This is a genomic window from Streptomyces guryensis (genome assembly GCF_021261325.1).
GTDB classification, from domain to species: Bacteria; Actinomycetota; Actinomycetes; order Streptomycetales; family Streptomycetaceae; genus Streptomyces; species Streptomyces guryensis.
This window is the reverse complement of sequence record NZ_JAJSBI010000002.1, coordinates 333,049-358,391: the sequence shown is the minus strand read 5'-3', so window position 1 is coordinate 358,391 and position 25,343 is coordinate 333,049. Positions and strand designations below refer to the sequence as shown.

The following is a 25,343-nucleotide window of genomic DNA, read 5'->3' as shown; positions in this document are numbered from 1 at the left end:
TGCAGCCGGATGGACAGGTCGATTCTCAACTGCCCTAGTGCCAGTGCCCGTTCTGACCGGCCAGGGCAGCCGGAGTGAGCGGATTCATAGCCGTGACGTCGCGCGGGGCGATGGAGAAGCCCTGCCAGTGGACCGGCATCGGCTGCTGGTCCTCGTCCCGGGCTATGTGGTGGAAGCCCACATTCACCCAGACTATGGGGTGGGTGAGAGTCTGCCCGTTGACCCATGTGTCGACGGACTTGCCGTGCCCGGCACCGCAGTTGAGCGGGTTGCCGCTGGCGTACTGCTCGCACTTGTTGTACTCGGTGAAGTACACGTCGTGCTGGGTGAAGCTGCGGCCCGGGTACTTCGCGGTGGGGCCCTGGACGATCTCGTACGAGCGCGGGTGGTCGTCCTTGTTCTTGCCGGCCGTGCTGACCACGCGCCACCAGCGCATGTCCTTGGCGTCGCCCGCGAGTTCCTTGGTGACCTTGGTGAGGGTCGTCTTGTTGGTCGGCGCCTGCTGACCGTTGACCGGGGCGCTGACCTTCGAGTCGTACTGCTCGACCTTGGTCTTGGAGGAGCCGTCGAGGCCGAAGTCGAGCCGCCAGAAGATGTTGTGGCTGTGGCTGGTGGCATAGGCCTTGGCGCCCTTGCCGAGCGGCCAGCCGCGGCCGTCACCCGCGTCGTAGTCGTCGGGCGAGAGGCTGCCGGTGGCGCCGGCGTTCATGCTCATCGTGCCGTCGTCCTGGAAGCGCCACTCGGTGATGTACTCGTACCAGCCGACCTTGTTGACCGTGTAGAGGAGCAGGTCCTTGCCCTGCGCCTGGTAGGTCTTGTTCGCGTCGGACAGCAGGTGGTAGGCGTGGCCGCGGGAACGGGTGGTGGCGCACAGGCCCTTGACGTTCGGCGAGTCGGAGTAGAACGGTGTCGCGACCTTCACCGACTTGATGGTGCCGCCCGGGCATTCTTCGGGCGTGAGGTTCAGCAGGCCGTCGCCGAAGTTGTAGTCCGTGATGTCGTTGTACTCGACGCTGCCGTCGTCGTACGGCACGTCGATCTGGGCGAGTTTGGCGCTGTTGAGGACCTTGATCGGCTGGGATTCGCCGGGCGGCTGGTAGGAGATGTCGTCCAGGACGACCCCGGACCTGCTCTCGAAGCGCCAGCACATGCGCCAGGTCGTACCGGTGGAGAGCTTCTGCTCGATCTGGTAGGCCGCGCTGCACTGGGGGGCCGGCGCGGTGGCCGCCTCCTTGTGGTCGGCGAAGGCCGGTGCCGATGCCGTGCCGCCGAGGGCGAGCCCCACCGCGAGCGGGCCCACCACGGCCCGCCTGCTCAGTGCTCCGCGGCGGGCACGGCTGTCTCTGTTGACGCGCATGACGAAGTGACTCCCTTACAGGAGATACGAGTACGAGAGATGCGGGTTCGGAAAGCGAACGGAGCCCGGCTCAGCCGAGCTTGACGACCTTGCGGGCGCTCAGGTCGATCACGAAGTCCCTGGTGTCGATCCAGGCACCGTTCTTGACCTTCGGGAACAGCCGGGTGCAGCGGTGCTCGCCGCACTTGGCGAGTTCGGCCGGCTTCACACCCGGGCTCGCCCGGAACACCATGCTGGTGAGCGTCAATTGGTCCGGGGAGGTGAGTTCCTTGCCCGTGGCGTCCTTGTAGTCCGCCTTCAGGCCGGCGCCCAGCGGGTCCGCGATCAGCAGCCGGGCCGCCTCGGTCTGCTCGGCGATGCTGAGCGGCGGCTGGACGTCGTGCTGGGTGCTCGTCTCCTCGACCTTGCCGGTGTCCAGGTTGACGGTCCTGGTGACGACGCTGTCGTTCCGGTAGTCGTAGAACGTCACGTCGGCGCGCCGGGGCGCGTTCGCGTCGTCCGGCTGGTCGGTGTCCGGCTCGGTCATCTCCACGGTGAGGCGCTGCGGGCCGCGGGCGCCCTTGACGTTCTCACCGGAGTTCAGCAGTTGCCCGCTCAGCGCGATCTTCTCGACGCGCTTCGTCTCGTCGTCGGTCAGCGGGTCGAGACCCTTGCCCTTCTGGCCCTCGGCCGGCGCCTGCTCGACGACGCCAGGAGCGGGCGCGCCGTTCGCCTGAGCCGCCGGCTTGGCCGTCCGCCCTCCCTTGGTCCCTCCCGAATCGTCGGCCCCCGCTGTCCCCGGCAGCGTGATCCCGACCATCACGGCGGTCCCGGCCACGGCTATGGCCGTACCCGCCACCACCTTGCCCAGATGGCGGTGCACTATCTTGCGCACATTTGCCCCCTACTCCCCCTTCGTCCCCGGGAGTACTTTTCTGCCCCACTGATTGGCATACGGCGTTGCCATACGGCGTATGCACTGGTCGATCGGTAAGAGGGACGTAAGTCATAGGTGGTTCCATCACTTTCGGGGACACTCGACGCCAAGGCGCCCCCCGGGGCTCGCTCCACCTGAAAGAGTCGTGTCCATGCAGGTCTGGCCTGGCGAGGCGTATCCGCTCGGTGCCACGTACGACGGCGCCGGCACCAATTTCGCGGTCTTCACGGAGGCCGCGGACCGAGTAGAGCTGTGTCTGCTGCACGACGACGGCTCGGAGACGGCGGTGGAACTGCGCGAGAGCGACGCTTTCGTGCGGCACGCGTACGTGCCCGGCATCATGCCGGGACAGCGCTACGGCTTCCGGGTGCACGGCCCGTACGCCCCCGAGCGCGGCCTGCGCTGCAACTCGGCGAAGCTGCTGCTCGACCCGTACGCGCGCGCGATCAGCGGGTCCATCCGCTGGGGCGAGGAGGTCTACGGCTACCACTTCGACGCGCCCGACAGGCGCAACGACCTGGACTCGGCGCCGCACACGATGACGTCGGTCGTGGTGAACCCGTACTTCGACTGGGGCGACGACCGGCGGCCGCGGCGCGGGTACCACGAGACGGTGATCTACGAGGCCCATGTCAAGGGCCTCACCATGCGCCATCCGGGGCTGCCGGAGGAGCTGCGCGGCACTTATGCGGCGCTCGCGCACCCGGTGATCATCGAGCATCTGGTGGAGCTCGGCGTGACGACGCTGGAGCTGATGCCGGTGCACCAGTTCGTGAACGACCACCGGCTGGTCGACATGGGCCTGAACAACTACTGGGGCTACAACACGATCGGCTTCTTCGCCCCGCACAACGCGTACGCCTCCTGGGGCGACCGCGGCCAGCAGGTCCTGGAGTTCAAGTCGGCGGTGCGGGCGCTGCACGAGGCGGGTATCGAGGTCATCCTCGACGTGGTCTACAACCACACGGCCGAGGGCAACCACCTGGGCCCGACGCTGTCCTTCAAGGGCATGGACAACCCGCAGTACTACCGTCTCACCGACGACCCCCGCTACTACATGGACACCACGGGCACCGGGAACTCACTGCTCATGCGGTCCCCGCACGTCCTGCAGCTGATCATGGACTCGTTGCGCTACTGGGTCACCGAGATGCACGTCGACGGCTTCCGCTTCGACCTCGCGGCGACCCTGGCCCGGCAGTTCCACGAGGTGGACCGGCTGTCGTCGTTCTTCGACCTGGTGCAGCAGGACCCGGTGGTCTCCCAGGTGAAGCTGATCGCCGAGCCGTGGGACGTCGGCGAGGGCGGCTACCAGGTGGGCAACTTCCCGCCGCTGTGGACCGAGTGGAACGGGAAGTACCGCGACACCGTACGGGACATGTGGCGCGGCGAGCAGCGCGCGCTCGCGGAGTTCGCGTCCCGGCTGACCGGCTCCTCGGACCTCTACCAGGACGACGGGCGCCGCCCGCTCGCCTCGATCAACTTCGTCACCTGCCACGACGGTTTCACCCTGCACGACCTCGTCTCCTACAACCAGAAGCACAACAAGGCCAACGGCGAGGACAACCGGGACGGCGAGAGCCACAACCGGTCCTGGAACTGCGGGGAGGAGGGCGGGACCGACAACGCCGAGGTGCTGAAGCTGCGAGCGCGCCAGATGCGGAACTTCGTCGCCACGCTGATGCTGTCCCAGGGCGTGCCGATGATCAGCCACGGCGACGAGTTCGCGCGCACCCAGCGCGGCAACAACAACGCGTACTGCCAGGACAACGAGCTGGCGTGGGTGAAATGGCTCGACCCGGACGCGGAGGAGGACACGCCCGACGGCGAGCTGCTGGCCTTCACGCGCGCGATGGTGTGGCTGCGCAAGGACCATCCGGTCTTCCGCAGGCGCCGCTTCTTCCACGGACGGCCCGTGGAGGGCACCCATGACGAGCTGTCGGACATCGCCTGGTTCACGCCGGAGGGCAAGGAGATGACCCAGCGGGACTGGGACTCGGCGCCGGCCTCGGCGCTGTCGGTGTTCCTGAACGGCAACGCGATCTCCGAGCCGGGTACGCGCGGGGAACGGATCACCGACGACTCGTTCCTGCTGATGTTCAACGCCTCGCCCAGGACGCTGGACTTCGTGGTGCCCGTCAACCACGGCCGCCAGTGGGAGGTCGTGGTCGACACCGCCCGCTCGGACGGGGTACCGCCGCACCCGGGCCCGAAGGTGCAGGCAGGCGACCGTCTGACACTGGTGGACCGGAGCCTGACGGTGTTGCAGCGCCCGGTCTAGGACCAGCCCTGTTCCCGTGCCGGTGTGATCGGCTGCCGGTCGGGTACCCGCGCGTGGCGGCCCGCTTCGGTGGTGGGCCCGGTGTACGAGGACGGGCCCGCCGTCAGGGCGATCGCGCAGGCGAGTGCGGCAGCCGTACTCGCCGCTGCGAAGGCGGCCGCGGGGCCGTACGACTCGGCGAGGCGGCCGGTGACGGCGACCGCGAGGGCCTGGCCGCCGACGATCGCACTCGTCGCGACCGCCATCGCCTCGGCCCGCCGCGTGGGCGGCACCGCGCGCTCGGTGAGGCCGAAACACCGTGACCAGGTGCGGGGCGCAGGCAACACCGAGGACGGTGACGACCCCATGGAGGCCGCCCAGGCTCGGCGTCCACAGCAGGGGCAGCGAGGACGAACGCGGCCCCGGTCGCCACCCGCCAGCGGGCCGTGAGGGGGATGCGCGCCGGCACGGCGGCCGTGCGCAGGCCCGCCACCGCACTCAACACCCCCATGGCGGCGTACACGAGCCCGGCCTGCTCCTCCTGCCCGAGCCGCGCGCTGAGCGCGGTGATCCCCGCCTGACAAGCTCCGAACACCGCTCCTTGGAGGGCCAGGGCGGCGCGGAGGGGGTGGACGGAGCGGGGGACGCGGGGCGGGGGTGGACGGTGGGTGCGGACGGCTCGTCGGGGAGGGCGGTCGGGGGTGTCGGAGCGGGGCGAAGGCATCCTGTCGCCGGCGTCGGGACGGGACGGGACGGGAGCGTCGTGTCGCAGACGTCTCGTCGGGACCGGAGCATCCGTCCGCAGGCGTCGCGACGGGACCGGAACGTCCGTCCGCGGGCGTCGCGACGGGACCGGAACGTGTCGTCCTCGCCGTCGGGTGCAGTGCGAAGCCGCTGCCGCACAGGGCCACCAGGAGGGCTGCCGCGCCCACGGCGCAGGCAGGGTGGGCCGGCACGGCGGCCAGGCCGACCAGGGCCGGGACGAGGACGAAGGAGATCTCGTCGAGGGTGCTCTCGAAGGAGAGGGCCGCGCCGAGCGTGGACTCGGGAACCGCGGACCTGCGGGCCAGAGCCACCGGGCGGGCGCGGCCCAGGGGCCCGATCAGCGGCACGGTCGCACCCCGCCGCCGCCCCGAGCAGGGCCTGCAACGGGACGGACAGGCCGGCGAGCGCCCCGGCAACGAGTGCCGCGACGAGGCGGCGTTGGCGAAAGAGAAGGCGAGCACCACCGTCCGCCGGCCGTACCGGTCCGCGAGCCGCCCCACCAGCGGGCCACGGGCCACCTGTCCGATCGCCGGCGCCGCCGGTCAGCCCCGCGGCGGCCCGCGACCCACTGGTCCGCGCGACGAGCAGTACTCTGCCGAACCGGATCGTGGCCGTCGGCAGCCGTCCCAGGAAGGACACGACCGGCAGCAGCGGCCCGGTCAGGCCGATGACGTCTGTGTACGTTCGCCCGGTGCTCCCCGTCGCTCGACGCCGGCCACGCGCGCGTGCACCCGTGCAGGGGACGATGACACGAAGGGCGGCAGGGCGGGTACGTAGGTTTGCATGACACCTGAGCGACCCGACCCCCTGGTGCCCACGACCACCTACCGGTTGCAGCTGCAGCCCGAGTTCCCGTTCGCGGCCGCGGCGGCCGCCGTGCCGTACCTGGCCTCGCTCGGTGTCTCGCACCTGCACCTGTCCCCCGTCCTGGAGGCCGTGCCGGGCTCGGCGCACGGCTACGACGTCGTGGACCACGCCCGCGTGCGCGAGGAACTGGGTGGCGAGGAGGGGCTGCGCGCGCTGGCGCGCACCGCGAGGGAGCACGGTCTCGGCCTGGTGGTGGACATCGTGCCGAACCACATGGCCATGGCTCCGCGCCACAACCACGCCCTGTGGGAGGTACTGCGGGAGGGCCCGAAGTCGCCGTACGCGCGCTGGTTCGACGTCGACTGGGAGGCGCAGGGCGGCCAGGTGCTGCTGCCGGTGCTGGGAGGCCCACTGGGCTCGGTCGTCGGTGAGCTGCGGGTCGACGGGGACGTACTGCGCTGCTACGACCATGTGTTCCCGCTGCGCGAGGGCACCGAGGAGCTGCCGCTGCAGCAGCTCCTGGACGCGCAGTGGTACCGGCCGGTGTGGTGGCGGCTGGCCCGCACCGAGCTCAACTACCGGCGTTTCTTCAGCATTTCGGAGCTCATCGGGGTGCGGGTCGAGGACCCGGAGGTGTTCGAGGCCACGCACGCGAAGATCCTGCAGCTGCTGCACGAGGGCGTGCTCGACGGTCTGCGCGTCGACCATCCCGACGGGCTCGCCGACCCCGACGCGTATCTGCGGCGGCTGCACGAGGCGACCGGCGGCCGTTGGACGGTCGTGGAGAAGATCCTCTCGGACGGAGAGCCCCTGCCGGCCGCCTGGCCCGTCGCGGGCACCACCGGCTACGACGCCCTGCGGCACATCGACGGCCTCTTCACCGATCCGGCCGGGTTCGGGGAACTCCTGGGCCAGTACCGGCGGTTCGCGGCCCCGCAGACGGACCGCGGTGGCGACTGGGCGGCGACGGTACGGCGGGCGGCGTACAAGGTGCTCACGCACGAACTGGCCACCGAGATCGACCGGCTGACCCGGGTGGCGAACAGACTGTGCGCCACCGCGCCGGACCCCGCGCTGCGCGACCGCGCTCCCTGGGCGCTGCGCACGGCGCTGCAGGAGCTTCTGGTCCGCCTGGACGTCTACCGGCCGTACGCCTCCGGGGACGCGGCCTTGGTGGTCACCGAGGAGGCCGCGGCCGAGGCCCGGCTCGCCTTCGTGGTCCCGGAGGAGTCCGGCGCGGTCGACGTCGTACGGGATCTGGTCCTCGGACGTCATGGCGACGGGCCCGGCCACGTGGAGTTCCGGGCGCGGTTCGCGCAGACCGCGTCCGCCCTGCGGGCCAAGTCGGTGGAGGACACGGCGTTCTACCGCTATGTGCCGCTGCTGTCGGCGACCGAGGTGGGCGGCAACCCTGGCAGCCCGGCGGTGTCCCCGGAGGACTTTCACGCCTACTGCGCGCGCGTGCAGCGCGACTGGCCTACGACCGGGACCGTCGCGTCGACGCACGACACGAAGCGCAGCGCCGACGTACGGGCCGCGCTGGCCGTGCTCACCGAGTGCCCGCAGCGCTGGGCGGACGTGCTGGCGGAGGTGACGCGCGCGGGTGAGGGCGTGCCGGACGCGCAGCTGGCGTGGGCGGCGTGGCAGACGGTGTTCGGGCTCGGTGCGGCGGCCGAAGAGCGCGTTCAGCAGGCCCTGTTGAAGCATGTGCGCGAGGCGGGGCTGCTGACGAGCTGGACGGAGCAGGAACCGGCCTACGAGGGGGCGGTGGCGGCGTTCGTCTCGGCGGGTCCGTGCGGGGCTCCGGGCGAGCACGTGGTGGCCCTCCGCGGCGCGCTGGAGACCCACATCCGGGCGAACGTGCTGGGCACCGCCCTGATCCATCTGACGATGCCGGGCGTGCCGGACGTCTACCAGGGAACCGAAGGCGAGTACCTGGCGCTGGTGGACCCGGACAACCGGCGTCCGGTGCGGTTCCCTCCCTCGGCGGACCTCGGCGAGAAGGGCGAGGTGACCGCGGCGGCGCTGCGGCTGCGCGCACGGCGCCCCGGTGCCTTCGGGGAGGCGGCGACGTACGCTCCACTGACCGCCGAGGGCCCGGCGGCGGCCCACTGCGTGGCGTTCGCCCGCTCCGGAGAGGTCGTCACGGCCGTGACGCGACTGTCGCTGCGGCTGGCGGAGGCGGGCGGCTGGCGGGACACCCGGCTGCCGCTGCCGCCCGGGCGCTGGTCCGACGTGCTCTCTCCGGAGCGGGAGTTCACGGGACACGCGCGCGTGGAGGAGCTTTTCGGGCGGCTGCCGGTGGTGTTGCTGGAGCGGGTGGGCACGGACTGAGCGGTCCGCGGGCGGTGCCTCTTCGCGGCGCCGCTGATGTCACAGCCCCGCGCCCCCGCCCTCAGGAGTTCCACGAACGCCTCCGCGGCGCCGGTCGGTGGTACGCGGGCGCGTGCGGGCTTCGCCGTACGCCGTGGGGTCGGCCCGGCCACCGGCTCGCGGCCGCGCACGCTCCCGGGGCGAGAGCCGGACGGGCGGCGCGTGGTGACGAGCGACGAAGTGCTCCTCGCACCCGGCCCGCGGGCATCCCTGCCGGTGCCCCGCGGGGCGAGGTCGGCGTGGAGCCCGCCGAGCGGATCGGCCGCTCGGCGACGCGGATGTCCGCCGTCACCTGACGCGCGGCCGGAAGAAGCGCGACATCAACGTACCGGCGGGCGCCCGGCTGCTGAACGCCGAGGTCTTCGAGGACGGTGTCGTCGCCGAGGCCGGCGGACGGGTGCTCGGTGTGCGCCTGGTGGGCCCGCACGTGTCCGAGATGATCGCGGAGAGCGGCCGGACACGAGCTGCACCAGCAGTGAACGACGGTGTCCGCGCCCCCACCGGCAGCGCCGCCCCGTGCCCCCACCGGTGAATGCACCCGGGCGCCCCCGGGAGCCTCCCCCTAGGCGTTATTGACAGTTCACCTGGAGCGTGGGGTACTGCGGATTGCGAAGCCGGGCGGACGTGACGGGGGTGAGTCTCCTGCCGCAGCTGCGCTACCCCACCCTGACCCAACTCGTCGCGTCCGCACGCGCGTTGGCCGCAGGCAGACCCGGGCTCTGCGGGCTGAGGCAGGTCGGCATCTCCCGGGCGGGCAGACCCATGCACCTGCTGTCCGTGGGCCACGCCCGGCGCGCCGTGCTCGTCGTCGCGGGCGCCCACGCCAATGAGCCGACCGGCGGCCCCACGCTCCTCGCTCTCGCCGAACGGGTGCTCTCCGAACGGGAGTTACGTGCCGACACGTCCTGGCACTTCCTGCTGTGCGCCGACCCCGACGGGGCGAGCCTGCACCGGACTCCGGCGCCGCGCACCCTGTTCGACTACCACCTCGGCTTCTTCCGGCCGGCGGCCGAGGAACAGCCGGAGTGGTCGCCGTCCGTTCTGCCGCCGCACCGGCTGCCGCCGGAGACCCGCGCGCTGACCCGGGTCATCGACGAACTGCGCCCCTATCTCCAGGCGACCCTGCACGGGACCGACCTGGGCGGCAGCTGGGTCCAGTTGACCAAGGACATACCCGGTCTCGCCGAGCCGTTCGCCAAGTCCGCGGCCCAGCTGCACATCCCGGTGGAGACGGGCGCCTCGGACGCCGCGGGCTGGACAGCGTCCGGGCCGGGGGTGCACGTGATGCCCTCCCCCGGTGTCGGCGCCGCGTATCCGAGCATGCCGGACGACGCACGCCACAGCACCTGGTACGACCCCCACCGATACGGCGGCCTGACGGCGGTGGTCGAGGTGCCGATGTGGGCGAGCGACCTGGTGGACGACCCCGCTCCGCATCCCGCTCCGGCCGCGGCGATACGACGGCTGGCGCGCCGGCTGCTGCGGGACACGCTGGAGGTGGAGCGGGTCCTCGCCGAGGCGCTGCCGCGTCTGGAGGGCCTCGACGGGCCGCTGCTGCGCGCAGCCAAGTGGGCGCTGGAGCTGGTCCCTGGCCTGGCCGCGGACTGGATGCACACGCCGCCCGCCGACGACACGATGGCGTACGTGGGCAGTGTGGACGCGTTCGGCCGCCGCCTGCCGCTGCGGGCGGCGGCCATGCTGCTGCGCGTCCTCCTGGAGGCCGACGACCGGGCGGCACCGGGTCTGGAACGGCTCGTGGCGACCTGGAGCGACGCCTTCGCGGAGCGCTTCCGGGCCCGCTGGGTGCCTTTGGAACACCAGGTCGAGCACCAGTCCCGGACGGTCGTCGCGGCGGCGCTGTACGCCCGCGACCGGGCGGCCTGACCTGCGCCCAGCGCTCCGCTGGAGGAGCCGCCAGTGTGCCGTCGCTCGTCTGCGGCGCCGTCGTGGCTGGTCGCGCCCGCGCGGCGGAGCCGCATATGGATACGGCCCCGCGCCCCTGAAGGGGCGCGGTCGTACCGGCGCGGTACCCGGGTCAGGCGTCCAGCGCGAACACCGATCCGGTGCGCCCCGCCATGACGCACGCGCTGGAGAAGGTCTCGGTGTACTCGACCCGCCGTCCGCTCCACTCCCCGCGCGCGTGGACGGTCACCGGCGCGTAGATCATCGGGCAGAAGAGGTTCTTCTTCGACGGGATGCGGCCGATGTCGCCGTCCGCCGCAGCCAGTTCCGAACACGCGTCGGCGGCTCGTGCGTGCCCCTGGGGCGGATCGCACAGCAGCAGGGTGTCGCGCGTGTGGGGGGAGCGAACGTCGCCCCTGGTGACCGTGAGGTAGAGCCAGTCGCTGGGTGGGAAGCCCGGGGACGCCGCCTGTGCCGGGGCCGCGCCGGCGAGGAGGAGGGCGGCCGCCAGCAGCGAGCCCCGTACCGCTTTCACTGTGGTGCTGATCGTCATTCCCGATGCATCGGCACGGCGGCCTGGGAACCCCACCCCGACTCACCCGAACGGGAGCACGCGGGCGCGTACCGCAGGGCGAGTTCGAATGCGGCGAGCACCACGCGCGACTGGTACTCCACCTGGCGCGCGACCGGGATCCAACGCGCCCCCATGCCGTCGCGGTAGTCGGCGCACCAGTCGTCGATGAGGCGGTCCAGGTCCGGCAGCACACCGGCCGGGTCGCGGCCGGAGCGGGTCACGAGCTGGTGCAGCAGCCCCGCAGTGCGCAGTGCCAGCCGCCGTCCGGCGATACGCAGGGCGTTCAGATGGGCGGTGCTGAGCGGTGGGAGGGGGCGTGCGCCGTCGGCGACGTCGGGGTCCCACGCGTCGGCGAGGCCGGGGCAGACCAGTAAATAGTCGTCCACCGGGGCGAGCAGGCGGGCCGCGTCCGGCATGCCTGCGAGATGCGGCCGCAGCCGCGCGAGGAGCACCTCCAGGAACCCGGTGTCGTGGCGCAGCGTGTGGCTGACGGTGCGCAGCACGGCGGCCGTGTCGGCGGGCGGGGAGCCGTCCTCCACGGCCGCCACGCCCCACATGGGCGCCTCGACGACGGCCGTCACCGTGCCGTGCCGGTAGGGGTGGAACCAGGTCGACTCGACGGCCGCCTCGGTGATCGCCGCGGCCAGGTCGCCGATGCGGGGCGGCGGGATGCGGTAGACGGCGGGGCCGAGGTTCGGCCAGTACAGGGTGTCGTAGGGCCCGAGTTCGCGCGGAATGCCGAGGCGGGCGGCGGTGTGCGCGACGCGTCCGGCGAGTCCGGGCAGGTCTCGGGTGAGCTCGACGAAGCCGCCGCCGACGTCGACGCCGTGCAGGGAGCACTGCAGGAAGGGCCGCAGTTCGTCCTGGAGGTCGAGCAGGGTGCGGGTCTCCGGCAGGGCGGCGCCGGCCGCGCCGTCGGGCAGCCATTCGGGCTGTTCCAGGAAGCCGGGCCGGAAGAAGTTCCGGAAGTACCGGCCGAGCGCGTACGGGCCCGGCAGCCAGCCCTCGTTGCGGCGCAGGCCGTCGGGGTCGACGCTCAGCAGCAGGTTCCAGGTGGCGTCGGCGCCCTCGGTGAACCTGGCATCGGCGAGGGCGCGCTCGGCCAGGCGCAGCGCGGTGGCGCCGCCGACGGGTTCGTTGGCGTGGGGCCCCGCGACGACGAGCGCCTGACGGCTGCCGTGACCGACGGAAAGCAGCCACATGGGGGTGCCCGCGCGCGAGGTGCCGACGCGGCGCAGACGGGCGTCGTTCGGACGCCGGGAGACGAGTGCTGCCGCCCGCGCGCCGAGCTCGTCGACGGTCGGGTAGCGGAGGAGGGGCGGCAGGGCACACCTCCGCAATGTGGCGCCGTCGGTTCACCTGATGTGCAAGGCGTACGCACAGTCAGTCACGACTTGGGGGGTACGTCAACACCGTGGAGGGGAAAGCGATTTGCGCCATCCCCGCACGTCAACGCCGCGTAAATGCTCAGGCCAAAGCTAAGGCGAGACTCAGTCGGGGCTCAGTCGGCGGCGAGCCGGAACGACATCCGCCCGAAGCCCACCTGATCGCCTTCGCGGACGACGGCCGCTCCGATGACCCGCCGGCCGTTCACCGTCGTGCCGTTGGTCGAGCCGAGGTCGCGCAGCACCCACATGCCGCCCTGGCGGCTGAGTTCGGCGTGCACACGGGACACGGTTTCATGCGTGAGGCGCAGCCCGTTGGCCGGATCCCGTCCGATGCGCAGGGGGTAGCCGCCCGCCGGATGGGGCAGCAGCAGCTTGGGCAGGCGCTCGGCCTGCCAGGCCCTGCGCAGCCGTACGGTGAAGCCGGAGACCGCCTCCACGGTGCCGAACACCAGGCGCGCGACGCGGCTTTGCTGCGGGAGGTCGGCGGTGAGTGCGGCGAGTTCGTCGGAGCGGCGGGCGATGAGGGCCAGCTCCATACGGCGGATGAAGGTGTCGTGCGACAACCGTCCCATGGCGACGCCGTCACGCAGCACCTTCAGCGCCTTGTCGCGCTCCACGTCGGACAGCCGCGCGGGGTAGGTGTTGAACTCGAAGGACGACGTCACGTTCGTGATTGTCGGTCAGTGAACCCCGGGTGTCCAGGAAACGAGAAAACGGCCGCCACGCACGCGTACCTGACGACACCCGTCGTGAAAGGGGTGATTCAAAAGCGGATTGATCTCGTTTGAAGCACCATGGACGGGCTACATCACGGTGAGCAGACGAAGGGGAACCGTCCGTGCAGTTCGAGGTGTGGGCACCGCAGGCCGGCCGAGTGACGCTCCAGTGCGACGGCGCCACGCGCGCGTTGGAGCGTGATCGGGACCGGGAGGGCTGGTGGCGGACGGAGGCCGCGGCACGGGACGGCTCGCGGTACGGGTTCGCGGTGGACGACGGCCCCGTGCTGCCCGACCCGCGTTCGCGCCGGCAGCCGGACGGCCCGGACGGGCTGAGCGCGGTCGTCGAGCACGACCGGTACGCCTGGCGCACCGAGTGGGCCGGGCGCCCGCTGCCCGGCGCGGTCCTGTACGAGCTCCATGTGGGCACGTACGCGCCTGAGGGCACCCTGGACGCGGCCGCCGAGCGGCTCGGGCATCTGGCCGAACTGGGCGTCACCCACGTCGAGTTGATGCCGCTGTGCCCCTTCCCGGGCCGGCACGGCTGGGGCTACGAGGGCGTCTCGCTGTGGGCCGTGCACGAGCCGTACGGCGGCCCCGAGGCGCTGAAACGGTTCGTCGACCGGGCGCACGAACTGGGCCTGGGCGTGGTCCTGGACGTCGTACACAATCATCTGGGTCCGTCGGGCAACTACCTGCCCGCGTTCGGGCCGTACTTCACGGACACGCATCACACGCCCTGGGGTTCCGCGGTGAACCTGGACGCACCCGGCTCGGACGAGGTGCGGGCGTTCCTGCTGGGCAGCGCGCTGGCGTGGCTGCGTGACTACCGGATCGACGGGCTGCGTCTGGACGCGGTGCACGCGCTGGCGGACACGCGCGCGTGCCACTTCCTGGAGGAACTGTCGACGGCCGTGGACGCCCTCGCCGCCGACCTGCACCGGCCGCTGTTCCTGATCGCCGAGTCCGACCTCAACGACCCGCGGCTCATCACGCCCCGCACGAAGGGCGGGTTCGGGCTGCAGGCGCAGTGGAACGACGACTTCCATCACGCCCTGCACACCGCGCTGACCGGAGAGTCCCAGGGCTACTACGCGGATTTCGCACGCGCTCCGCTCGCCGCGATGGCCAGGACCCTCACGCACGGGTACTTCCACGACGGCACGTACTCCAGCTTCCGCGGCCGGCGGCACGGGCGCCCGCTGGACAGTTCGCGGGTGGCCGCGCACCGGCTGCTGGGCTACAGCCAGACGCACGACCAGGTGGGCAACCGCGCCCAGGGCGACCGCCTGTCGGCGTCCCTCTCCCCCGGCCTGCTCGCCTGCGCGGCGGCCCTCACGCTCACCACGCCCTTCACCCCGATGCTGTTCATGGGCGAGGAATGGGCGGCCGGTACGCCCTGGCAGTTCTTCACCGACCACACCGATCCGGAGCTCGCCGAGGCCGTACGGCGGGGCAGGCGGCGGGAGTTCGCGGCGCACGGGTGGGCTGAAGAGGACGTCCCCGATCCGCAGGACCCGGCGACCCGCGACCGCTCCTGCCTCGACTGGGCGGAGCTCGCGGACGAGCCCCACGCGCGCGTGCTGGACTGGTACCGCAGGCTCATCGCACTGCGGCACGAACAGGCGGACCTGACCGATCCCGACCTCGCCGACACCAAGGTGGCGTTCGACGAGCGGGAGCGCTGGCTGGCCTTCCGCCGGGGCGACGTCCGCGTGGCCGTGAACCTCGCCAAGGAGCCCTCGGCGATCCCCCTGGGCCCCCGCCACGCGCGCGTGCTCGCCGCATGGGAGCCCGTCGAGGCGCCGGGTGCGGACGGCGTGCTGCATGTGCCCGGAGAGTCGGCCGTCGTGCTGCTGCAGGAGTGAACGGCTCCTAGAACTCCTCGTCCGTGTCCTCGTCCCGGAACTCCGTCACCCTCTCCAGCAGGATCGCCTCCCAGGCGCGCCGGAGCTGGAGCCTGAGAAGGGGCAGGGGGCCCGCGTCGTGGCCTGCGAGGTGTCCGGCGAGGCGTACGACGGTGTCGCAGCGGGCCAGCCAGAGGCCGCGGAGGCAGGGGCGGGCGGCGTAGCCGGCGAGTGTGGCGGCGCGGACGGCCGCGGGTGAGCCGACGGCGACGGCCAGTCCGGCGATGTCCTCGGCCGGGTCGCCGACGGCCGCGTCGGTCCAGTCGAGGATGCCGCGCACCCGGCCGTCGGCGCTGACCACGAGGTGCTCGCCCCTGAGGTCGTGGTGGACGAGGACCGCGGTGCCGGGCTGGGCGGCGAGCTGGACGGCGGCCTGCGGGGTGAGCTGGTGGAGGCGTACGGGGTCGAACTCGTCGGCCGAGGCGAGGCGTTCGGCGGCGCGGACGGCGGCCCGGCGCAGCGCCTCCAGGGAGCGCGGAGCGGTGCGCGGGACACCGAGCGTCTCGGCCTGCCTCGCGGGCACCTCGCGCAGCCCGGTGAGCAGCCCCGCGAGGTCGGCCTCACCGACGGCGGACACGTCGTGCTCCTCGGCCGTCCCGCCGGGCACCTTGGTGTCGAGCGTGTACGTCAGCCCGGGCGCCCACTCCCCGTGCGCCACGCTGGTCGGCACCGCGACCGGCAGGTGCGGGCGTACGAGGTCGCGCAGGCGCAGTTCGCGGCGCTGGCGCAGGGCGGCCTCCCGGTCGGGGGCGAGGCGCAGCACATGGCGGGCACCGACCCACCAGGTGGAGTGCTCGCCGCCCTCGGCGACGGGCCGCACCTCGGGTCCGGCGGTGGTGGCCCCCCGTGTGGTGCCCTCCTTGATCAGAGAACTGACCAGCCGGCGGACGGTGTCCGCGGTGGGTGTCGGTGCCTGGGTCATGGTCGCGCCGTTGTCACTCGAAGGTGTGCTGGGGCTCCTGGGTCGCTCAGTCCACTATGACCATCTCGCGGTCGGTGTCGTTGAGGCGGCGGCCGCCGTCCTCGGTGACCGTGACGATGTCCTCGATGCGCACGCCGAAGCGGCCGGGGAGATAGATCCCGGGCTCCACGGAGAAGCACATGCCGGGCACGAGGGGCTGCCGTTCGCCCTCGATCATGTACGGCGGCTCGTGCGTGGTGACGCCGATGCCGTGCCCGGTGCGGTGGATGAAGTACTCGCCGTACCCGGCCTCCGCGATGACCGCGCGGGCGGCGCGGTCGACCTCCTGGCAGGCGACGCCGGGTCTGACCGCCCTGAAGCCCGCCTCCTGGGCCTCGCGCACCACGTCGTGCACCCGGCGTTCCTCGTCGGTGGGGTCGCCGACGTGGACGGTGCGTGAGGTGTCTGAGCCGTAGCCGTCCTTGAGGCCGCCGAAGTCGAGGACGACCATGTCGCCGCGCTCGATGACGCGCCCACCCACCTCGTGGTGCGGGTTGGCGCCGTTCGGGCCGGAGGCGACGATGGTGAAGTCGACCTGGGAGTGGCCGAACTGCCGCAGCAGGTCGGCGAGGTCCCCGCCGACGTCGGACTCCCTGCGGCCGGCGAAGGGAACCTTCCGGATCTCCTCGAACGTTGCGTCCGCGGCCGCGCCCGCGGCCGCCATCAGTTCCAGTTCCGCCAGGTCCTTGACGGCGCGGAGCATCGGCAGGGCGTCGGTGAGGGATGCGTAGTCGGTGCCGGGCAGTGCCCGCTGCAGTCCGAGGAGATGCATCGCCCAGGCGTTGTCGCTGATGCCGAAGCGGCCGGTGCCGGCGAGCAGGGCGGCGGTCGCGGCGTAGGGGTCCTTGCCGTCCGTCCAGTCGCGCAGGGCCAGGGCGGGAGCACCGGCGGCCTGTGCGGCGTCCGGGGCCTCCAGGGTGGGGACGACCAGGACGGGGGCCCGTCCCTGGACGAGGACCAGCAGGGTGAGCCGTTCGGTGACCGCGGTGGGGGCATAGCCGGTCAGCCACACCATGTCCGGACCCGGTGCCACCAGCAGCCCGGCGAGGCCGGCGTCGGCGGCGGCCCGCGCGGCGCGGTCCATCCGGTCCCGGTAGTCGTCGGCGGTGAAGGGCGCGCGCGTGCTGCCGGTCATCCGGGCCTCCCTGGGCGGGTGAAGGGACCACAAGGGACTACGGGCAGCATCCTGCCCGTACAGCGGGGGCCGCGCGACCGGTCTGCGGTTCTTTCGGACGCTCCGTCGGCCATGGCGTCAGCTCTCCAGGGCGAGGCGGGCGCCGAGGAGCAGCAGCACGCCCCCGGAGACCTGCTCCAGACGCCTGCGCACCCCGGCACGGGACAGTACGGCCCGCATCCGGCCGACGAACCACACGTACAGGCCGTAGTAGCCGACCTCGTAGACCGCCCAGAGTGCGGCGAGTCCGGCCATCACCGGCAGATGCGGGGCGCCCTGCGGCACGAACTGCGGCAGGAAGGACACGGCGAAGATCGCCGCCTTGGGGTTGGCGAGATTGAGCAGCAGTCCGCCGCGGTAGGCGGCCCAGCCGCTCTTCTCCGCGGCCTCCCAGCCGCCCGGGGCCTCCTTGGTGCGCCGCGCCTGCCGCAGCGTCTGGATGCCGAAGCCGACCAGGACGAGCGCGCCGACGATCCGTGTCACGTCGTACGCCGCTTCGGAGGCCGCGAGCAGCGCGGTCAGCCCGAACGCGGCGACCACGCCCCAGACGAAGACGCCGGTCTCGTTGCCGAGCACGGTCAGGAAACCGGAGCGGCGGCTGCGCAGCGACTGCTTGATGATCAGCACCGTGCTGGGCCCGGGTGAGGCGGCGATCAGGGTGCAGGCGCCGAAGAAGGCGAGGAGCGTGCTCAGCATGCGGCTCATCGTGGCCCACTCTGCGGACGGGGACCAGTGATTTCCCGCCGCATTAACGGATACAGGACACCAAACCATTAGGGGACAGTGCCGTACTCATGTGCGATTCGAGCATCCCGGGGAGCGACATGTGCTGGACGACGACGGGCGGCTCACGACTCACTTCCGGGTGGTCACGTGACGACACCTGGAAGCGCCGTCAACTGCTGGTAGGCGCCGCTTCGGTGGCGAACTGTCAAGGTGATCGCGGCGCCGGGGCGGGCGTGGGCGACGGCGCGTGCGAGATCGGCGGCCGAGTCGATACGGATCCTGCCGAACGCGAGGAGTACGTCTCCCCGGACGAGGCCCGCCGCATAGCCCGGGCCGGGCACGTGGACGCCGACGACCAGGGCGCCCGCCTTCTGCGCGTCCACGGCCTCCAGGCCCAGGGTCGCGACCGCGGGCGGCGGGGACGAAGGTGCCGTCGGGGACGACGGACCGGGGTGCGCCGAGGCCGACGGGCCGCCCGGGGCCTGTGCCTGGTGTCGCAGGTCGGCGAGTTTACTCATGCCGATCACCGTGGCTCCGACCGTGCCGAGACCGACCCCGGACAGCACCAGGACCGTTCCGACGAGCAGGCCGAACAGCGCAGCCCTGAGCCGTCGGCCGCGCCGGCGCACGGCGTGCGGGTGCCGGGCGGTGCCGGGTCGGGTGCCGGGCCCTGTGCCGTCGCCGGGCTCCCCGCCGGGCATCGGCTTGGGACGCAAAGCAGTCTGTTCCATGGATCGCCTCCGGCTGGAGCTCTACCCGGAGCCCCGGCGCCCGACGAGCCACGAACGAGTGAGACTGCAACGGCTCGCGCCGCGCCCGCACCCGAGAGGCCGGGCGCGGACGCGAGCCGCGGTGGCACAGGCCGGCGGGTCAGCCGGTGTGACCCTCGCCGTGGCCGCCGTGCGCGCCGCCGTGGTCGAACTTCATCGCCTCTTCGGGCATCACGACGAAGGGCCGCATCATGCCCATGTCTTCGTGTTCCAGAAGATGGCAGTGGTACATGAACCGGCCGTACGCGCCGTCGAACTTCCCCATGACGCGCAGGGTTTGGCCACCGGGCACCCGGAAGACGTCCTTGTAGCCGCGCTCGTTCGGTGCCAGCGGAATCTGCGTGCTCGCGTCGAACGCGACCGGCGTGCGGGTGCCGCCCACCGCCGGGTCGAAGCCCGAGACGTCGTACGCGTCCCGGCCCAGCAGCTGGAAGTCGGCCAGGTGGATGTGCATCGGGTGGACGATCGGCGCGAGGTTCAGGAAGCTCCACTGCTCGTAGGAGCCCTCGGCGATGGTGAAGCCGAGGCCGTCGTTGAACGTCCGGGACGTGCGCCGGTACGTCTTCGTCGTGCCGTCCGGCCCCTTGAGCTGGATGATGCCGTCGGCCGGGACCTGGATGCCGCCGGGATCGGTGACCTCGGTCATCTCCCAGATCTCCGGGTGCCCGCCGGCGCCCTTGGTGGCGGGCGGGGTGAGCACGATCAGGCGGTGGCCGTGCGGGATGTCATGGGTCAGCCGGCGGAAGGAGCCGGAGAGCGCCTCGGGCAGTTCGAAGGTGTCCGGGCAGCCGCCGTCGCCCACCCGGAACTCCAGGACCGCCGGGTGGCGCACGTCGTTCACCGGGTCGGGCACGCCCGGCGCCTGCCCGCGGCCCTTGTTGACCAGGCGCAGCGTCCGGCCCGCGAGGCCGCGGAAGTCGACGAGCAGGTCGAAGCGCTCGGCCGGGGCCGCGGTCAGCGTCGGCAGCGCGTCGTCGAAGTCGACCGGCACCGGGCGGGGCAGCAGCCCGCCGTCGCTGCCGATCTGGTGGACGACGCCCGGCACCGGGTTGTCGTCCTCGTCGACGAGGACGAGGCTGTAGATGCGCGCGTTGGACGCGTTGACCAGCCGGAAGCGGTACCAGGCGTCGTCCACCTCGGCGTACGGCCAGATGCGGCCGTTGACCGTGGTGTACGGGCCGGTGAACGGGATGGAGACCGGTTTGCCCGTCTCCGGGTTCTGCTGCTGGACGACCACCGTCTTGTGCAGCAGCCGCCCGTTGAGCCGGCCGTCCTCGTCGGTGTCGAGGTTCCGGTCGGCGAGCAGCAGCGGGATCTCCCGCTCCCCGGACGGCAGCCCGAGGGCGTCCTCCTCGTCGTCACGGACGAGGTAGGTGCCATACAGGCCCGTGTGCACGTTCCAACGGGTGATGTTCATCGCGTGGTCGTGGTACCACCACTGCACCGCCTGGTGCTCGTTCGGATACTCCGACAGCTGGGCGTCGCCGAATCCGACGGCGTTGTCGGCCCAGCCGTCGTTGCCGCCGCCCGTCTGCGCTCCGTGCAGGTGCGTCACCGACCAGGCGGGCAGGGCGGCGACGTCCTTGTTCGGCTCGACGCCCTCCCGGCCGGGCTCGGTGGTGGCCGGCGGGATGCCGGGCGCGCGCACCGGCACCTCCACCGACGTGACCGGATATTCGCTGCCCTTGGGAATGCGGTTGGTCCAGGCGATGCGGACGCGCTGTCCGCGGCGCACCTCGACGGTCGGGCCCGGCACCTGCCCGTCGTACCCCCACATCAGGGTCGGCGGGAGCTGCGGGTGCAGCCGGACCCAGGTGGGGCGCAGGGCGATCTCCGTCTCCCGCAGGACGTCACCGGATCCGGGACGCAGGACGGGAGGGACGGGTAACGGCGCGACGTACGGCGTCAGTTCGCCCGGAGCCGGCGCCGCTTCCCCCGTGCCGCCCTCGGTGATCCTCTCGATGATTTCGGTCAAGGCTCGAACACCCCCGTGTTCTGTGGTCTGTTCTCCTTGCCTCAGAAGACTCCCGACACCTCGCCCACGTTCCCTGAATGTCCCGTTCCGGCCGAAAAGGTTCAGTGCGGGGACATGGCGGCAGGCCGGTCCGGCAGGAAGCCGTGGGTGCGGCGGGCCAGATGGTCCGGCTTGTAGCGGTCCACGCTCCGGTGCCAGTTGAGGATGCCCGCCATCCAGTTCTGCAGGTCCTTCACATAGCCGTCCATCGCCTCGCGCGCGTCCTCCGAGAGGGCGAAGTCGTCGTAGACGACGGGTAGTTCGTGGGCGGCGACGTGTTCGAACTGCTGCATGCGCTGGGTCATCAGGTCGTGGACGACACAGAGTGCGGTCGGGTAGTCGATGCCGAAGAAGTTCTGCACGACGAGGATCGCGTTGTGGATCTCCCCCTCGTACTCGATCTCCTTCTGGTACGAGAAGACGTCGTTGATGAGCCACCCGTAGTCGATGGCGGCGTTCTCCAGGGCACGGACGGGGCCGCTGCGGTAGATCTCCGGCGGGACCGCGGGGCCGTGGCCCATCCGGCACATGCTCAGGGTGAGGTCGGAGCCGAAGGTGGCGCGGCGCATCTCCAGGTAGTCGACCGGATCGGGGATGCGGTTCTGCAGCTGGTTGGACAGCTCCCACACCCAGCTCTCGGTCATGACGTTCACCGAGTCCTTGAGGGCACGCCGCTGGTCGGGGGTCATCTCCGCCGTGGTGCGCGCCCACAGGTCGGTGAGGCCGCGTTCCATGCCGTTGAGCGGGGCGGGGGCCTCCTCGCCGTCGACCGGCATGCAGTCCGACAGGCGCCGGGTGGTCAGCCGGGCCGCCGCCAGGTCGCGGCGGTGGCCGTACACGAGCGGATAGTAGTCGTCGCCGTACGTTCCCCAGGCGAGCCACTGCGCACTCAGGTCGAGGGCCTCGGGTGTCGCGTCGGGGTCGAGACCCGCGGAGCACAGCGGAAGGTCGGCGGCGGCGAGTCTGTCCTCGTCCCAGACGCCCTCCTGGAGCATGCCCATGGCGTGCGTCCAGCCGATGAGGCGGTGCCGGGCGCCGTCCAGGTGGGGGCTCAGTTCGACCTCGAAAGGCATGTGGAAGTCGGGCAGCAGGGACGGGCCGACCTTCTGGTACGGCACGTGCGTGTACGCGCGCAGGCGCTCGGCGCCGGCCGCGGCGAGCAGCGCGCCCACGTCGGCGGCGGAGGTGCCGGGGCCGGTCAGGCCGTGCCACGGACTCGTCGACCGCGCGCGGGCGTTCATGTACCGGCTGGAGCGCAGGTGCCATTCGTGGCCTCCGGACTGCCAGTCCTGCAGGCCCTGTGCGTACTTGGCGACGGCGGCGACCTCGTCCGCGGTGAGGCCCTTCTCCAGGGCCACTGCGGGCACTTCGGTGAGGGCGGTGTGCTCGAACTGGTGGAGGCGGGAGGTGAGGATGTCGTTGACGGTGTCGGCGGCCTCCTGGGTGGTGCAGTCGAAGAAGGTCTCCAGGACGAGCACACCGTTGCTGTTCTCGCCCTCGTCCTCGACCTCACGCTGGTAGGAGAACAGGTCGTTGCGCAGGTGGACGGCGTCCGAGAACGTCTCCATCAGCACCCTGAGCGGCCTCGAAGCTGCCACGGTGGCGGGGACCTCGGCGGTCGCGTACTCCACCAGCCCCGCCGACCAGGGGGCGCCGCCCACCTTGCGGCGCATCTCGATGTACTCGACGGGGTTGGCGATCCGCCCCTCGTTGATGTTGGACAGCTCCCACAGGGACTCGTTGAGAAGGTGCTCGGTCGCCACGGCGAAACGGCGGCGCCAGTCCACCGACATCGACGGCACGGTGCGTGCCCACAGGTCGGCGAGTCCGGCCTCGACCGGGTTCTGCGGCTCCGGTACGGGAGTCGAGAGGTCGAGGGGCATGAATGAGGGCAGCCGGTCCAGGTAGGCCTTGCCGCCGACGCGGTCCTGGCTGCGTTTGAAGGTCTCCAGGAAGTGGTCGTCGAAGAAGAAGACCCACACGTACCAGTCGGTGATCAGGCAGAGGTCGGGGCCGTCACACTCGGGGTGGGTGTAGGCGCAGAGAAGTCCGTAGTCGTGTGCGTCGAGGTCGGACTGCTCCCAGATCCCTGACCCCTCCAGCATGCCCATCCCGCGTGCCCACTCTGTCGAATGGGCACGTGCCTCGTCGACATGCGGGTTCAGCCGCGCGGGGTACGGCATGTAGAAGTGCGGGAGTTCGAAGGGCTGCTGCGTCATGGGCGGGGCCCTACCCAGGGCTCTCGGACGACATCCACGAGCCGGGACATGATCACACCATCGCGTGAATCGGGGGCGAACCGGGAACAGGGCGGCCTACGAACCCCGCACCGCCCGTCCCACCTCCGCCCGCAGCGCAACGAACTCGGGCAGGCCCCGGGTGGCGATCTGGTCGCGCCCGCCGGGGAGTTCGACGGGCAGGTCGAGGACGATGCGGGAGGCGGGGGCCGGGGAGAGGACGACGACGCGGTCTCCGACGTAGACGCTCTCGTCGATGTCGTGGGTGACGAACACGATGGTCGTGCCGTCGGTGCGGTGCACCTCCAGGAGGAGGTCCTCCAGGTCCTCGCGGGTCTGGGCGTCCAGGGAACCGAAGGGTTCGTCCATGAGCAGCAGGGAGGGTCGGCAGACCAGGGCACGGGCGATGGCGACACGTTGCTGCATGCCGCCCGACAGCTGCCAGGGATGGCGGCGGCCGGCGCCGTCGAGACCGACGCGTTCCAGGATCCGCTCGGCCTCGGCCCGGCGCTCGGCCCGCGCGAGGCCGCGGCGGCGCAGCGGGAGGGCCACGTTGTCGCGGACGGTGAGCCAGGGGAAGAGGGAGCGGCCGTAGTCCTGGAAGACGACGGCCAGTTGGTCGGGTACGCCGGTGACGGGGGTTCCGTCGACGGTGACGGTGCCCTCGCGCGCGGGCTGAAGTCCCGCGACGGTGCGCAGGAGGGTCGACTTGCCGCACCCGGACGGGCCCACGACGCACAGGAGTTGGCCGTCGGGGACGGTGAGCGTGATGTCGTGCAGGACGCGCTGGTCGCCGTAGCGCTGGCCGAGGGAGTCGAGGCGGAGCGTCATGCCGTGCTCCTTCCCCGTCCGAGGACCCGCCTCTCGACCGCCAGCAGGGCGGTGTTGAGGAGGTACCCGAGGACGCCGAGCAGAAGCAGTGCCGCCCATACGGTGAGCAGGTCGGAGCGGGACTGGGCGTCGGTGAGGGTGTAGCCGATGCCGTCGGCGGTGCCCGGCAGCAGTTCGGAGAACACCATGAGGATGAGGGAGAGGGAGAGGCTGAGGCGCAGGCCGGCGAAGATGCGGGGCAGCGCGGAGGGCAGGAGCAGGAAGCGGAGCCGTTCGACGCGGTTCAGGCGCAGCACGGCGGCGACGTCGAGCCGCAGCGGGTCGGTGTCGCGTACCCCTTCCGCCGTGTTGACCAGCACCGGCCAGACCGCGCTGAAGGCGATCGACGCGATCTGCATCGGCGTACCGAAGTCGAGGACCACGACGAAGACGGGTACCAGCGCGGGCGGCGGCACGGCCCGCGCGAACTGCAGGACGGGATTGCACAGCGCGTACGCCCGGCGCGACCGACCGACCGCGACACCCGCCCCGATCCCGGCGACGGCGGCGATCGCGAACCCGGCCGCCATCCGTCCGAGGCTCGGCAGTACGTCCCCCACGGCGGCCTCGGTGAGGAACGCGCGCCGGACGGGCCCCGAGAACCACAGCTCGTGAGCGCGGTGGGCGATACGGCCCGGGGGCGGGAAGTACACGCTGCCGTGGGCCTGGGCGGCCACCTGCCACAGTGCGAGGGCGAGGACGAGGACCAGGAGGCGGAGGAGGACATGGCGGAACGACGTACTCCGGGCGGGGTTGCCGCGCCCCCGGCGCGCCGCGTTCCTGTCCCGCCGGATCACCCGCGTCACGACCGCACCCCGCGCCCGTCCGCCCGCCGCTCCGGTGTCCACGGGAACAACCGGTGTTCGGCCCACACCAGGACGCCGTTGATGACGAGCCCGAGGGCGCCCGCCCACACCACGCCGGCCAGGACGTCCCGAGTGCCGTCGGTGGACAGGCCCGCCTGGGCGATGAAGATGCCGAGGCCCTCGCCGAAGCCGGAGAGAAGCTCGGTGGCCACGGCGAGGATGAGGGCGATGGCCGCCGAGATACGGATGCCGGCGGCGATGAACGGGGCCGTGCCGGGCAGTTCGACCCGCAGCAGGACCGAGAGCCGGCCGAAGCCGAAGGCGCGCAGGGTGTCCCTGGCGATCGGGTCGGTCTCACCGAGGCCGTAGATCGTGTTGAAGAGGACGGGCCAGACGGACGCGTATGTGATCAGCGCGACCTTGGTCCCGGTACCGGTGCCGAGGAGCAGCGAGACCAGGGGGATCAGCGCGACTGACGGCAGCGGCCGCAGGAACTCCACGATCACGCGTACGGCGGAGTCGACGACCGGCACACTGCCGAGCAGCAGCCCGAGCGGGACGGCGATCGCGACGGCGAGGCCGAGCCCCAGCGCCCAGGCCCGCAGGGTGGCGCCGATGCCGTCCAGGAAAGCGCGGTCGCCCGCCAACTCGACGGCGCGGACGAGGACTTCGGAGGCGGGCGGAAGGTAGCTGCGCCGCACGATGCCCGCCCTGCCCACCGCCTCGCAGACCCCGAAGGCCAGCAGCACCCCGAGCAGGCCGAGCCACAGCTCCTGGTGCCGTGCGAGCGGTTTCAGCCGTTTCAGCCGCTTCACGTGGG

The 25,343-nt window shown here is 71.9% G+C and carries 20 protein-coding genes and 1 pseudogene; 6 read left to right on the top strand and 15 right to left on the bottom strand.

The features are described 5' to 3' along the window. Positions 1 to 34: 34 nt before the first annotated feature. Complete coding sequence (locus LJ657_RS05520) at positions 35 to 1,357, bottom strand: copper amine oxidase (RefSeq protein ID WP_232647080.1); 1,323 nt, start codon at positions 1,355 to 1,357, stop codon at positions 35 to 37. Positions 1,358 to 1,427: 70 nt separating this feature from the next. Further along, positions 1,428 to 2,231 (bottom strand): Tat pathway signal sequence domain protein, encoded by an 804-nt coding sequence (locus LJ657_RS05515; RefSeq protein ID WP_232647079.1) that lies wholly within the window; start codon positions 2,229 to 2,231, stop codon positions 1,428 to 1,430. Between the two features lie 193 nt (positions 2,232 to 2,424). On the opposite strand from LJ657_RS05515, the gene glgX reads away from it, so the two are divergent. Next, positions 2,425 to 4,554, top strand: a complete 2,130-nt coding sequence (glgX, locus tag LJ657_RS05510; protein WP_232647078.1) for a glycogen debranching protein GlgX — start codon at positions 2,425 to 2,427, stop codon at positions 4,552 to 4,554. Here the strand turns inward: glgX and LJ657_RS48525 are convergent. Beyond that, on the bottom strand, positions 4,551 to 4,877 hold the full coding sequence (locus tag LJ657_RS48525) for a hypothetical protein (protein WP_308117010.1): 327 nt from the start codon (positions 4,875 to 4,877) through the stop codon (positions 4,551 to 4,553). The genes glgX and LJ657_RS48525 overlap by 4 nt on opposite strands. A 111-nt stretch (positions 4,878 to 4,988) precedes the next feature. Here LJ657_RS48525 and LJ657_RS48520 point away from each other — a divergent pair, with 111 nt between their 5' ends. The 4 genes and pseudogenes from LJ657_RS48520 to LJ657_RS05490 all read left to right on the top strand — a co-directional run bounded on the left by LJ657_RS48520 (position 4,989) and on the right by LJ657_RS05490 (position 10,362). Next, a complete protein-coding gene (locus LJ657_RS48520) occupies positions 4,989 to 5,114 on the top strand; it encodes a hypothetical protein (protein WP_308117009.1) in 126 nt (41 codons plus the stop codon). Positions 5,115 to 6,081: 967 nt separating this feature from the next. Then, the gene (gene treY / locus LJ657_RS05500; protein ID WP_232647077.1) at positions 6,082 to 8,439 is read left to right on the top strand and encodes a malto-oligosyltrehalose synthase; all 2,358 of its coding nucleotides are present in this window, start codon (positions 6,082 to 6,084) and stop codon (positions 8,437 to 8,439) included. 129 nt (positions 8,440 to 8,568) lie between these two features. Continuing rightward, positions 8,569 to 8,860: pseudogene (locus LJ657_RS49325) on the top strand (dihydrolipoyl dehydrogenase); the annotation flags it as partial. Positions 8,861 to 9,111: 251 nt separating this feature from the next. Further along, the gene (locus tag LJ657_RS05490; RefSeq protein ID WP_232647409.1) at positions 9,112 to 10,362 is read left to right on the top strand and encodes a M14 family zinc carboxypeptidase; all 1,251 of its coding nucleotides are present in this window, start codon (positions 9,112 to 9,114) and stop codon (positions 10,360 to 10,362) included. A gap of 151 nt (positions 10,363 to 10,513) precedes the next feature. Here the strand turns inward: LJ657_RS05490 and LJ657_RS05485 are convergent, their stop codons facing one another. The 3 genes from LJ657_RS05485 to LJ657_RS05475 all read right to left on the bottom strand — a co-directional run bounded on the left by LJ657_RS05485 (position 10,514) and on the right by LJ657_RS05475 (position 13,007). Further along, positions 10,514 to 10,933 carry an SSI family serine proteinase inhibitor gene (locus LJ657_RS05485; RefSeq protein WP_232647076.1) on the bottom strand — a complete coding sequence of 140 codons (420 nt, stop codon included), beginning with the start codon at positions 10,931 to 10,933 and terminating at the stop codon, positions 10,514 to 10,516. Then, complete coding sequence (locus tag LJ657_RS05480) at positions 10,930 to 12,294, bottom strand: M14 family zinc carboxypeptidase (protein ID WP_232647075.1); 1,365 nt, start codon at positions 12,292 to 12,294, stop codon at positions 10,930 to 10,932. Before LJ657_RS05480 ends, LJ657_RS05485 begins: the two co-directional genes overlap by 4 nt. A gap of 161 nt (positions 12,295 to 12,455) precedes the next feature. After that, complete coding sequence (locus LJ657_RS05475) at positions 12,456 to 13,007, bottom strand: FHA domain-containing protein (RefSeq protein WP_232647074.1); 552 nt, start codon at positions 13,005 to 13,007, stop codon at positions 12,456 to 12,458. Positions 13,008 to 13,180: 173 nt separating this feature from the next. Here LJ657_RS05475 and treZ point away from each other — a divergent pair, with 173 nt between their 5' ends. Then, positions 13,181 to 14,926 carry a malto-oligosyltrehalose trehalohydrolase gene (gene treZ / locus LJ657_RS05470; RefSeq protein WP_232647073.1) on the top strand — a complete coding sequence of 582 codons (1,746 nt, stop codon included), beginning with the start codon at positions 13,181 to 13,183 and terminating at the stop codon, positions 14,924 to 14,926. Between the two features lie 7 nt (positions 14,927 to 14,933). Here treZ and LJ657_RS05465 read toward each other — a convergent pair whose 3' ends face one another. The 9 genes from LJ657_RS05465 to LJ657_RS05425 all read right to left on the bottom strand — a co-directional run bounded on the left by LJ657_RS05465 (position 14,934) and on the right by LJ657_RS05425 (position 25,338). Continuing rightward, positions 14,934 to 15,887 carry an aminoglycoside phosphotransferase family protein gene (locus tag LJ657_RS05465; protein ID WP_232647072.1) on the bottom strand — a complete coding sequence of 318 codons (954 nt, stop codon included), beginning with the start codon at positions 15,885 to 15,887 and terminating at the stop codon, positions 14,934 to 14,936. Positions 15,888 to 15,933: 46 nt separating this feature from the next. Further along, on the bottom strand, positions 15,934 to 17,061 hold the full coding sequence (locus tag LJ657_RS05460; protein WP_232647071.1) for an aminopeptidase P family protein: 1,128 nt from the start codon (positions 17,059 to 17,061) through the stop codon (positions 15,934 to 15,936). Positions 17,062 to 17,178: 117 nt separating this feature from the next. Continuing rightward, entirely contained in the window at positions 17,179 to 17,796 is a 618-nt protein-coding gene (locus tag LJ657_RS05455; protein WP_232647070.1) for a LysE family translocator, read from the bottom strand. A gap of 173 nt (positions 17,797 to 17,969) precedes the next feature. Then, positions 17,970 to 18,557, bottom strand: coding sequence for a PDZ domain-containing protein (locus LJ657_RS05450; RefSeq protein WP_232647069.1), 588 nt, complete (start codon positions 18,555 to 18,557; stop codon positions 17,970 to 17,972). Between the two features lie 139 nt (positions 18,558 to 18,696). Then, the gene (gene phsA, locus LJ657_RS05445) at positions 18,697 to 20,571 is read right to left on the bottom strand and encodes an O-aminophenol oxidase PhsA (RefSeq protein WP_232647068.1); all 1,875 of its coding nucleotides are present in this window, start codon (positions 20,569 to 20,571) and stop codon (positions 18,697 to 18,699) included. A gap of 101 nt (positions 20,572 to 20,672) precedes the next feature. Then, complete coding sequence (gene cyc2 / locus LJ657_RS05440) at positions 20,673 to 22,829, bottom strand: germacradienol/geosmin synthase Cyc2 (RefSeq protein ID WP_232647067.1); 2,157 nt, start codon at positions 22,827 to 22,829, stop codon at positions 20,673 to 20,675. 96 nt (positions 22,830 to 22,925) lie between these two features. Beyond that, positions 22,926 to 23,678, bottom strand: a complete 753-nt coding sequence (locus LJ657_RS05435; RefSeq protein ID WP_232647066.1) for an ABC transporter ATP-binding protein — start codon at positions 23,676 to 23,678, stop codon at positions 22,926 to 22,928. Next, positions 23,675 to 24,427: an ABC transporter permease gene (locus LJ657_RS05430; protein WP_232647408.1), complete on the bottom strand. Its 753-nt coding sequence runs from the start codon at positions 24,425 to 24,427 to the stop codon at positions 23,675 to 23,677. The genes LJ657_RS05435 and LJ657_RS05430 overlap by 4 nt, the downstream gene beginning before the upstream one ends. Positions 24,428 to 24,519: 92 nt before the next feature. Further along, positions 24,520 to 25,338, bottom strand: coding sequence for an ABC transporter permease (locus LJ657_RS05425; RefSeq protein ID WP_232647065.1), 819 nt, complete (start codon positions 25,336 to 25,338; stop codon positions 24,520 to 24,522). Positions 25,339 to 25,343: the final 5 nt, after the last annotated feature.